The organism is Streptomyces sp. NPDC091682, from assembly GCF_044756625.1.
Classification (GTDB): Bacteria; Actinomycetota; Actinomycetes; order Streptomycetales; family Streptomycetaceae; genus Streptomyces.
Genome location: NZ_JBIVTH010000011.1, coordinates 22,288 through 32,811, shown reverse-complemented (window position 1 = coordinate 32,811; position 10,524 = coordinate 22,288). Strand labels below are relative to the sequence as shown.

Here is a 10,524-nt window from a genome sequence, read left to right as displayed (position 1 = left end):
ATCGGTCGATCAACGACGACGTGAGGCCACTGTCCGCGACGGCCGGACGGTCCCGAAAGTCCCACTAATACGCCTCTTGACGACACCCGATTCGCTCGGAGAACTCCCCGGTACCGCGATCCCGTGACAGGTGGATCCAGGTGCTGCGGTCCGCGGCGCACCCCGCGGACTCGGGAGCGGCCGGCGCGGGCGCGGGATGTGACATCGATGTCGGGACGACCGTACGGGCGGTGTCCGGTCCGTCGGGGGCGAGCAGCCCGTGTTGGTGCGCCAAGTAGCCGAGCTGGAAGCGGCTCGTCGCGCCGAGCTGACGCATGATGGCGGAGACGTGGCGTTGGCAGGTGCGCACCGAGATGCCCAGGGCGCGGGCCGTGGCGCGGTCGTCGTCGCCCTGCATCAGGTGCTGCAGCACGGATCGTTTCGCCTGGTCGGCGACGTCCTGGATGAAGGCCTTCTCGCGCGGTTTGCCGATGCGTTCGCCGGTCGCCCACAGCAGGTCGAACAGCTCGGCGACGAACGCGACCAGGTCGGGGCTGCGGACGAGCAGTGCCCCGCCCGCGGTCTCCGGGAGCGGGAGGGCGAGCAGGGACCGGTCGAAGACCAGGCATCGGGCCAGGCCGCCGGAGACCGTCCTCGCCTCGGCCCCGAGAGCCGCCAGCTCCGTCTCGTACCGCACGGTCGGCGGGTCGAACCGGGCCGAGTGTTGGTACAGCGTGCGTACCGGGACACCACGGGAGAGCAGGTCCCGGTGCCGGACGCGGGCGCGGCGCAGTTCGACCTCGGGCAGGGGGCCGCCCGGCTGGGCGCAGAGCACCTCCTGCGTGCACGCGGCGGCCTGCCGGTCGAGGATGCGCTGGAGTTCGTCCGCCGACTCGATGCGTTCCAGCGGCGGCCCCTCCAGGGTGCGTTGGCGTGCGGCGTGCACGATGGCCAGTTCCGCGAGCTGCCCCCGCATGCGCAGCAGGTCGAGCTGGGCCCCCTGGACGCGTTCCTCCCACTGCTTGAGCAACCGCGCCGACACGTCGGTGGGGTTGGTGGCTGCAAGGCAGTCGGGGCCGATCTGTTGGACCAGGCCGCTGGAGACGAGGGCGTCGAGGGTACGGGCCATGGCGGCGGGTTCCGCCCGGGCGAGCAGCTGGCTTTCCTGGAGGGGGCCGTGTTCTGCGAACTCCCGGTAGAGGGCCATCTCCTCGGACGTGAGCTCCTGGGGTCGGTCACGGTCCTGCGGCTGTTTCGGCGCGCCTGATTTCATTTCGCTGCCCTCTCGTTCGCATCCGTCGCGATCGCGATGCTAGGAGACTCCGCTCCGGCCCGCCGCCCCGGGAACGTGTATCGGACACGCTTTCCGTGCGCGGGGCTTGCCGGGAGGTCGGCGCAAGACCCTTGATCCGTAGCGGAATTCGCCGGCCGGCGCGAATCGGTGAGCCGGACGACGTGCCTCCGCGGGGATGGCCGGAAGACGTAGGAGCCCTACGAAAAGTTGCAGCAAGCCCTTGCTGTCGTCTTTCTGACAGTCGGTAAGACGACGGTCGCATCCCATTGGCGGGCGGCCGTCTGCCGCTCGATGCTGGGGCGGGGCGCGCCGATCGGGGCTGCGCACCGTGCAGGAAAGGCACGAACGCATGGATCCCAGACGACCGGCGGGCCCGTCCATCGGGCCCGTCCGTCGGGGCCGCCCGGGTCGGCCGTCGGGCTCAGTCGTCCGCCGGGTGAACCACCTCGACCCCCTGGTCGCGCAGGGCCTCGACCGCGGGGGAGTCCGCGGGGGCGTCCGTCACGACGAGGGCGATCTCCTCCATGGAGCAGATGCGGCCCAGCGCGGCGCGGCCGATCTTGTCGGCGGTCGCGACCAGGATCACGCGCTGCGCCGCGGCGACCGCCGCCCGCTTCACCTGGACGTCGTCGAGGTTGTAGGCGGTGGCTCCCTGGACGGGGTCGACACCGCAGCAGCCCAGGATGAACGTGTCGAAGCACAGGTCCTTGAAGGTCTGCACGGGCGCGTGGCCGTAGAAGGACAGCTCCTCGGGGCGCACCTGCCCGCCGGGCATCACCAGTTGGATGCCGGGGTGTGCGGACAGGGTGAAGGCCGCGTGCAGTGAGAGGGGGGTGACGGTGAGCTGACGGTCCGCCATGGCCTTGGCGATGGCCGCGGCGGTCGTGCCCGTGTCCAGCGCGACGGTCTCGCCGTCGGTGAGCAGTTCGACCACGGCGCGCGCCAGTCGCTCCTTGGTCCGCGTTCCGGACATGGCCCGGATCGCGTAGGGGGGCTCGACTCCGCCGGGCAGGCTGCTCACCGCGCCGCCGCGCACGCGGCGCAGTGCTCCCCGGGACTCCAGTACTTCCAGGTCCCGGCGGATGGTCATTTCGGACGCCCCGGTGGCCAGGGCCAGCTCGGCCACCGTCGCGCGGTTCTGCTGCACGAGCAGTTCCACGACGAACTTGTGCCTCTCCATCACGTTCATGTGTCTGCTTTTAGCACAGATGGGGGCGGAGGGCCGCCAGGATGTGCGTTTCGAACATTCAAACTGTTGAAATGAACATTCGTGATGTGTAACTTGAGCGGAGTAGGGGGAACTTCCTGCCGTTGTGAACATTGATCGTGTTCATTCGGCCGTGACCGATGAGGAGAGCCATGACCGCCACCCGTGAGGCCGACCTGCCAGAAGGAGGGAAACCCCTCCTCACCACCGTCGCGATCGTCGCCTCGTGCCTGGCGTTCGTGGTGGTCGGCGCCCTCCAAGCGCTCTACGGTCCGGCGATCCCGGCCCTGCGGGACGAGTTCGGCATCAGCCCGGCCGTGGCCGGGCTCAGCCTCAGCGCCCACTTCGTCGGCGCCCTCCTCGGGGTGCTGATCTACCACCTCCTGCGGGGCCGCCTGAACAACCGGGTGCTGCTCGGCGGCTCCTACGTGCTGATGGCCGTGGGTGCCGCCGCCTTCGCCTTCTCCCCGAGCTGGACCCTCGCCCTCGCCGGCACCTTCGTCATCGGCCTGGGCTTCGGCGGCATCGACTACGGCCTCAACCAGCTCTTCGCCGTCGGCTTCGGCCACCGCAGCACCGCCATGCTCAACCTGCTGAACGGGCACTTCGGCATCGGTGCGATCGCCGGTCCCGCCCTGATCGGCTGGCTCGGGGCGGAGAGCTATCCGGAGATCTTCATCGGCACCGGCGTGATCAGCCTGCTGATCCTCGTCACCCTCGGCGGGGTGGCCGCCCGGGAGCCCGCCCCCGCCCCCGTGGACGGCGCCCCGGCGGGAGGCGCCCGGGTGCTCCCGATCATCGGGGTGTTCATCGGCATCTACGTCCTGCACGTCGCCATCGAGACCGGCGTCGGCGGCTGGGAGCCCACCCACCTCGAAGCCGTCGGGTACGGGGCCGCCACCGCAGCGACCGCGACCTCCGCCTACTGGGCCGCCATGACCCTCGGCCGGTTCGTCGCCGCGCCGATCAGCCTGCGCTGGTCCGCGCCGTCGATCCTCCTCGTCTGCTGCGTCGGCATGGCCGGCTTCCTCCTCCTGGCGACGGTCCCGGCGTTCGCCCCGTACGCGTACTTCGGCGTCGGCCTGATGATCGCGCCGATCTTCCCCACCTGCCTGCCCTGGCTGAACCGCGCCGTGCCCGGCGTGGGCGCCGCAGGCGCCTATGTGATCGCCGCCTCGATGATCGGCGGCGTGGCGTTCCCGCCGCTGCTCGGCGCCGTCATCGACACGATGGAGGTGAAGACGGTGCCGCTCCTGCTGTTCCTGCTCGCCGTCGTCTGCGGCGCGCTGAGCCTGTGGCTGCGCCGCAACGCCCCCGACCCTGGGGGCGTGCCCGGCCCGCGCGACTCCGGGCGCACGGACGCCGTCACCACACCCCTGAACCCGTAGAACGTGAGGAACCGAAGGATGAAAGCCGTCCTCTTTGACATGTTCGGTGTCATCGCGCGTGTCCAGTCGCCCGAGTCCACGGCCGTCCTGGAACGCACGGCCGGTGCCGACCCCGACCGCTTCTGGGCGGCGTACTGGTCCGAGCGACCCCCCTACGACCGCGGCGAGGTCACCGGGCCCGGCTACTGGCGAGCGGTCTTCGCGCACCTGGACGTCCCGCTCGACGGGCGGCTGACCGAGGAGCTGACCGCCGCCGACCTCGCCAGCTGGAGCGAGATCGACCGGCGCATGGTGGACCTGCTCGGCCTCCTCGCCGACCAGGGGCTCGTGCTCGGCCTCCTCTCCAACATCCCCGAGGACCTGGCCGCCCGGTACGAGGCCACCCAGCCGTGGCTGGAGCGGTTCGCGGTCCGCGGACTCTCCTGCCGGATCGGCAGCGCCAAGCCCGAACCCGCCGCCTACGAGTGGTGCGTCCGCGAACTCGGGCTGCCGCCCGGAGAGATCCTGTTCGTCGACGACCGGGCCGAGAACGTGGACGCGGCACGCAGACTCGGCCTCCAGGGCCACGTGTTCACCTCGCCGGAGGAACTACTGGTCGCGCTGGAGGCGGCGTTGACGTGACGGCGCCGTCCGACTGGGCGGAACGCCTCGGTCCCGCGGCGCTCGCCGCCCCCGACCCGGACTGCATCACCTGTGCCGGCCCGCCCTGTCCCGGGACAAGGCGTCCCGGCGCACCCTGCGGGCCGTGGCCGCACCGGGGCCGGCCGGGCTGCCCGTCGCGCACGCCGCGACGGCCGTGCCCCGTTCCCCGAGCGGCTCCGCCGGCGCCCTCTCCTTTCCCGGGTAGAGAAACCGGACGGTAAAGGGAGTAAAAAGATCCGCATTTCCAAATGGTCACTTGTCAGGCCGAGTTGGAATGTGATCAGATGAAAGAGAAGGCGCTGCCACGAGATCCCTGTCTCCAACGGGTGAAGTATCCGGGCCGCCCCCCACCGGCATCAAGTCGCCGTATCCGAATTCTTTTCCACTGGACGTGAACTGCAATTCTGCCGTCCATTCTTCGACGTGTTGACGTCTCGAACGACCCGTGTGAGAGGGACCGATGGAAACCAAGGACGTTACCGAGCACATCTATTACCCCGTCAGCGACTACAAGATGGCGCGGGGCGAGGGTGTCTACCTCTACGACGAGGACGGCAAGAGCTACCTCGACTGCGCGTCGGCGACCTTCAACCTGAGCCTGGGATACTCCCACCCGGCCGTCGTCGCCGCGATGAAGGACCAGCTCGACAAGGTGGTCCACATCACCTCCTCCTACCAGAGCGATCCGGTCAACGGCCTGGTCCAGCGGTTAGTCGAGGTCTCCCCGGACAACCTGACGAAGGTCCATCCCAAGGTCTCCGGCGGCTCCGCCGCCAACGAGGGCGCCATCAAGATGGCCCAGATGGCCACCGGCAAGTCCGAGGTCATCACGCTGTTCCGCAGCCACGTGGGCCAGACGATGATGATGACGTCGATGTCCGGCAACGCGTTCCGCCGCGAGCCGTTCCCGAACCTCTTCCCCGGCAGCCTCCAGGTTCCCGACCCGTACTGCTTCCGCTGCTTCTACGGGCAGAAGGAGGGCTCCTGCGGGATGATGTGCGTGGACCGGCTGGAGGACTTCGTCGACTACGCCAGCTCCGGCCGGGTCGCCGCCTTACTCATCGAGCCGATCTCCGGAAACGGCGGCAACATCGTTCCGCCGGACGGCTACATGCAGAAACTGCGAGCCTTCTGCGACGAGCAGAACATCGCCCTCATATTCGACGAGATCCAGACGGGCATCGGCCGTACCGGCCACATGTTCGCCGCCCAGTACTTCGACGTCGAACCCGATGCCATCACCACGGCCAAGGGCCTCGGCGGATCGGGTGCGCAGGTCGCCGCCATCATCACCAACGAGCGGCTCGCCGGCCTCCCCGCGAACCACCACTCCTTCACCTACGGCGCCAACCTGCTGGCCGCCGCTGCGGCCAACGCCACCCTCGACATCGTGCGGCAGCCCGCGTTCCTGGCGAACGTCACCCGCACCGGCGACTACATCATGCAGCGCCTCGACGACATGAAGCGCCGCTACCCGCAGATCGTCGACGTCCGCGGCGTCGGACTGATGATCGGCTTCGAGATCGCCGAAGCCGACGGCAAGCCCGCCGTGAAGCTCACCAACCACCTGGCCACCAAGGCCATGGACCACGGCCTGATCCTGCGCACCTCGCGCTACGGCTACGGCAACGTGCTCAAGATCCGCCCGCCGCTGATCCTCACCATGGACCAGGCCGAGGAGATCTGCGACAAGCTCGAGAACCTCTTCCTCGCGGAGCTGGCCCGATGACCGCCGACACCCCGACGACCGCCGACACCCCGGTGACGGCCGACGATCCGCTGGCCGCCGACAACCCGATGAAGCGGCTGCTCATCTCCCTCGGACAGCACGTCCGCGCCGAACTCCTCGCCTACGAGGCCACCGGCCGCGAGCGCAGCGTCCACGGCGACTCGCCCGGCGGCGACGCCCAGTTCGACGTCGACGAGGTGGCGGAGCAGGCCGTACTGGACTACCTGCGCGAGCACGCCCACGTTCCCGCGGCCCTCTACACCGAGGACGGCTCCTACGTGGAGCTCGCCCCCGAGCCGCAGGTCCTCCTCGTCGTCGACCCGATCGACGGCACCCGCCCCACCTCGGCCGGCCTCGAAATGGGCATGGTGTCCATCGCGGCCGCCCCCTACGGGGACGGCAAACCCACCCTCGCCGACGTCGACGCCGCCTGCCTGGTCGAGATCAAGAGCGGCGCATGGCTCTACGGCGACGACACCGGCGGTCTCGACAGCGGCGGATTCGCCACCCCGGTCCCGCGGCTGAGCCGGAACACCGACCCGACCCACATGTTCTGGTCGATCGAGTTCAACGGCCACCCGATGGACCTGATGACCGAGGCGTACGGCCACCTCGTGGACCGTTCGGCCAACACCGGCGGCATCTTCGTCTTCAACAGCAGCACCTTCTCCATCTCCCGCATCATCACCGGCCAGCTCGACGCCTACGTCGACATCGGCAACCGCGTGCTGCGCGACCACCCCGACACCGAAGAGGCGTTCCTGCGGGTCGGCCGCGGCTCGATCCTGCACCTCTTCCCCTACGACATCGCCGCCGTCGTCTACCTCGCCCGGCAGGCCGGCGTCGTCATCACCGACGCCTACGGCGACGACCTCGGCAGCACGTCCCTGGTGGACCTCGGCCCGATGAACCAGAAGTCCTGCATCGCCGCCGCCACCCCCGAACTCCACGAGCAACTGCTCGACACCATCCGCTGGGACCTGGGCCGCGCCGCCGCCGCGCCCGCGAGGGAGGAATCATGAAGGCACTGACGCTCACCGCCGACCGCACGCTCGCCCTCGTCGACCACCCCAAGCCGGAGCCGCTGGCCGCGGACGACGTCATCATCCGCGTCACCCAGAGCGGCATCTGCGGGACCGACCGCAGCGTCCTCGTCGGCAAGTTCCCGGCCGAGACCGGTGTCGTCATGGGCCACGAGGCCGTCGGCGTCGTCGACTCCACGGGCCCCGGCGTCACCCGCTTCGCCGTCGGCGACCGGGTCATCGTCAACCCCACCCTGTACTGCGGAAACTGCCCCACCTGCCTCGAAGGCCACTGGAACTTCTGCGGCCACAAGGCCGGCACCGAGGTGGGCCTGGACTACGACGGCTCCTTCGCCGAGTTCATCCGCCTCCCCGAGCTCTTCTGCCACGCGATCCCCGAAGACATGGACTTCGACCGCGCCGTCGTCGTCGAACCGCTCGCCTGCGCACTCAACAACATCGAGGCCGGCCGCCTGGCGGCCGGCGAGACCGCCGTCGTCGTCGGTGGCGGCCCCATGGGCGTGGTCACCGCCATGGCCGCCCAGCGCTACGGCGCGACGGTCCTCCTCGTCGAACCCGACCCGGTACGCGGCCGGCTCGGCCAGGAGATCTTCGACGCCCCCGAGTTCGGCGGCCGCGTCACCGTCCACACCCCGGACGACCCGGCCCTCACCGAACGCGGCGACCTCGTCGTCGACTCCGTGGGCAACCTCCTCGAGCAGAGCATCGGCTACGCCGCCGTGCGCGGCCGCGTCGTCGTCATGGGCTTCAACAGCAACGCCTCCGCCACCGTCCGGCCCCTCACCCTGCTCCAGCGCGGCCTGCAGATCATCGGCGCCGGCGACTACAACAGCATGATCTTCCCCAAGGCCGTCGAGCTCGCCCGGCAGCTGCCGCTGGAGCGCGTGGTCACCCACCGCTTCGCCCTCGCCGACCACGAAGAGGCGTTCAAGGCCCTCGCCGCCGTCCCCGGCGCCGAGTACACCGCCCTGAAGGTCGTCCTCGTACCCCCGCACGACGGAGCGGCCGCATGAGCCCCGTCCCGCGCACCACGCTCGCCGGAGCGCTCGTCCCCGGCACCACCCGGCCCGTCGTCGTCGGCGAGTACCCCTACTACCGGGCCGCCCCCGCCAACTGGGGCGCCGACCTGCGCGAACTGCGGGCCCTCGGCGTGGACGTCGTCTCCTGCTACCTCCCGTGGCGCTTCCACGAAACGGGTGCGCAGGAGGACGACCGCTCCTTCGACTTCACCGGGAAGACCGACCCGCAGCGCGACATCGTCGGACTGCTGGAGCTGGCCGCCGCCGCCGGACTGGGCGTCCTCCTCAAGCCCGGCCCCTTCATCCACGCCGAGGTCCAGCTCGGCGGGCTGCCCGACCGCCTCTGCGGCCCCGGACACACCCCCTACCAGGGGCTGGACGGCGCCGTCCTCACCTCCCAGGGCGAGCCGCTGCCCAGCCTCCTCGACCCGGCCGTCCAGGCCGAGACCGAGACCTGGCTGAAGGCCGTCGCCGACGAGGTCGTCACCCGGGCCGCCGCCCCCGACGGCCCCGTCGTCGCCCTCCAGCTCGGCAACGAGGGCACCTGCGGCGACGCCCACCTCCCCGTGGACGCCCAGGACGCCTCGCCGGCCGCCCGTCGGGCCTTCGCCCGCTGGTTGACCGGACGCGGCCTGCCCGACGAGGCCGCCCTCGCCACCGAGGACGTCACCCGGTGGACCAGCGCCACGCGACAGCAGTGGTCGCGTTGGTCCGGGCACGCCATCGTCGACCTGTGGGACCGGATCTCCGCGCTCTTCCCCGAAGGCCCGGCCCGGCTGGCCAACGTCCCCCTCACCGCGGTCGCCGCACCGCGCGCCGCCCTCGACGCCTGGGCCGCCCGGCAGCGCGCCGTGCAGGGCTCCGGGTACTTCGTCGGCCACACCGAATGGATCGGCAACCCGGCCAGGGAGACCGCAGCCTTCGGCTCCCACCTGGCCGGGATCCTCCTCGGCGGCACCGACGTCGTCGAGGCGAACTGGGGGTTCACCTGGACCGACGAGTCCTTCGCCCGGCCGGCGACCCCCGTCTTCAACGCCCTGCTGGCCCTCCTCCTGGGCTCCACCACCGTCAGCGTCTACACCGCTTGCGCCACGGAGAACTGGGGCCCGCTGGTCGACATGGACCCCGACGGGCTGCGCGCCGAAGGGGTGGACCCCGCCCTGCACGCACCGCCGTACACCCCGGGCGCACCGCTCGCCGAGGGCGGGGCCCACCAGGCCAACGCCGAGGGCCTGCGGCTGCTGGCCGCGTTCCTCGAACGCCACGGCGACCTGCTGGCCGGCACCGCCTTGGACCGCGACGCGGTGGTCCTCGTCGACCGGGCCCTGCCCGAGGCCGGCGCCTGGCAGCGCACCGGCCGCACCGTCCTCGCGGAACTCGCCGACGCGGTGCACCACCAACTGGCCGACTCCGGAAGGTTGATCGGGCTCGGCTGGCTCGACGAGCGGCCGGCCCCCGCCGCGGACGGCACCCCCGTCCCCGTCGCCGTGCTGCGGGCCGGGCACCCCGCCGGCGACGGTCCCGGCGAGTTGACGCTGCCGGCCGGTGAGTCCGCGGACGGCGCGGCCGCCGCGTTCCTCGCCGCGTTCGCCGACGCGCTCCCGGCTCCGGCCGGCCAGCGCTGGACCACGGAGCACGGCGGGGCCCGCGTCCTGAGCCGGTCCGGCCCCGACGGCGTCCGCGTCATCGGCGCCTTCAACCCCACCGACGCCGACGACCGGGTCACCGGTACCGGCGGTGGCTGGACGCTGGACCTGCCCACCGGCTCCGCCGCGGTGCTCGTCACCCGCGACGGCGCACTCGTGGGATGGCTCGCCACCCCCGAAGAGCCGTCCGCCACCCCCGTCGCCCTCCGCTGGGGCGGCGAGAAGGCCGACGCGACGCGCGTCCGGGCCACCTGAGACCCCGGGCGGCGGGGGAGCGTACCTGACAGCGCGCCCCCCGCCGCCCGGCCCTACCCCGCCGTCGGGGACGAGGCACCGTGACCGGCGTTGCCATCGGCGTTCCCTCCATCAACTCCGCCCGGACGCGATGCCGTGACCGGCTCAGCCCGGGGACGGTCCGCCGTCGGCCCTGCCGTTTCCCGCCACCGGGTGCCGGCCCCGGTACCACTCCTGGCTCCGCCCGCAGGTCTGGTGTCGGCCCTGCCAGACCGGCCGGTGCCGCAACGGGCCGTGCCCGGCGGTGGCTCCCCGGCGGCCGCCCCTGGCTGCGCCCGCCGGT

General features: G+C 71.4%; 8 protein-coding genes. 6 read left to right on the top strand and 2 right to left on the bottom strand.

All coding sequences use genetic code 11. The annotated features are described in order from the left end of the window. Window positions 1–64: 64 nt before the first annotated feature. Together ACIQK6_RS24840 and ACIQK6_RS24835 are read right to left on the bottom strand one after the other, a co-directional pair. Window positions 65–1,252, bottom strand: a complete 1,188-nt coding sequence (locus ACIQK6_RS24840) for a helix-turn-helix transcriptional regulator (protein WP_329097059.1) — start codon at window positions 1,250–1,252, stop codon at window positions 65–67. A 442-nt stretch (window positions 1,253–1,694) separates the two neighbouring features. Then, window positions 1,695–2,462 (bottom strand): DeoR/GlpR family DNA-binding transcription regulator, encoded by a 768-nt coding sequence (locus ACIQK6_RS24835; RefSeq protein ID WP_402695483.1) that lies wholly within the window; start codon window positions 2,460–2,462, stop codon window positions 1,695–1,697. Between the two features lie 170 nt (window positions 2,463–2,632). Here ACIQK6_RS24835 and ACIQK6_RS24830 point away from each other — a divergent pair, with 170 nt between their 5' ends. The 6 genes from ACIQK6_RS24830 to ACIQK6_RS24805 all read left to right on the top strand — a co-directional run bounded on the left by ACIQK6_RS24830 (window position 2,633) and on the right by ACIQK6_RS24805 (window position 10,202). Then, complete coding sequence (locus ACIQK6_RS24830) at window positions 2,633–3,868, top strand: MFS transporter (protein WP_402695482.1); 1,236 nt, start codon at window positions 2,633–2,635, stop codon at window positions 3,866–3,868. 18 nt (window positions 3,869–3,886) lie between these two features. Then, on the top strand, window positions 3,887–4,489 hold the full coding sequence (locus tag ACIQK6_RS24825) for an HAD family phosphatase (protein WP_329097053.1): 603 nt from the start codon (window positions 3,887–3,889) through the stop codon (window positions 4,487–4,489). A gap of 481 nt (window positions 4,490–4,970) precedes the next feature. Beyond that, window positions 4,971–6,239 (top strand): aminotransferase class III-fold pyridoxal phosphate-dependent enzyme, encoded by a 1,269-nt coding sequence (locus ACIQK6_RS24820; RefSeq protein WP_329097051.1) that lies wholly within the window; start codon window positions 4,971–4,973, stop codon window positions 6,237–6,239. Then, a complete protein-coding gene (locus ACIQK6_RS24815) occupies window positions 6,236–7,261 on the top strand; it encodes an inositol monophosphatase family protein (RefSeq protein WP_402695481.1) in 1,026 nt (341 codons plus the stop codon). The genes ACIQK6_RS24820 and ACIQK6_RS24815 overlap by 4 nt, the downstream gene beginning before the upstream one ends. Then, window positions 7,258–8,295 carry an alcohol dehydrogenase catalytic domain-containing protein gene (locus ACIQK6_RS24810; RefSeq protein ID WP_329097047.1) on the top strand — a complete coding sequence of 346 codons (1,038 nt, stop codon included), beginning with the start codon at window positions 7,258–7,260 and terminating at the stop codon, window positions 8,293–8,295. Before ACIQK6_RS24815 ends, ACIQK6_RS24810 begins: the two co-directional genes overlap by 4 nt. Next, the gene (locus tag ACIQK6_RS24805; RefSeq protein WP_402695480.1) at window positions 8,292–10,202 is read left to right on the top strand and encodes a beta-galactosidase; all 1,911 of its coding nucleotides are present in this window, start codon (window positions 8,292–8,294) and stop codon (window positions 10,200–10,202) included. Before ACIQK6_RS24810 ends, ACIQK6_RS24805 begins: the two co-directional genes overlap by 4 nt. Window positions 10,203–10,524: the final 322 nt, after the last annotated feature.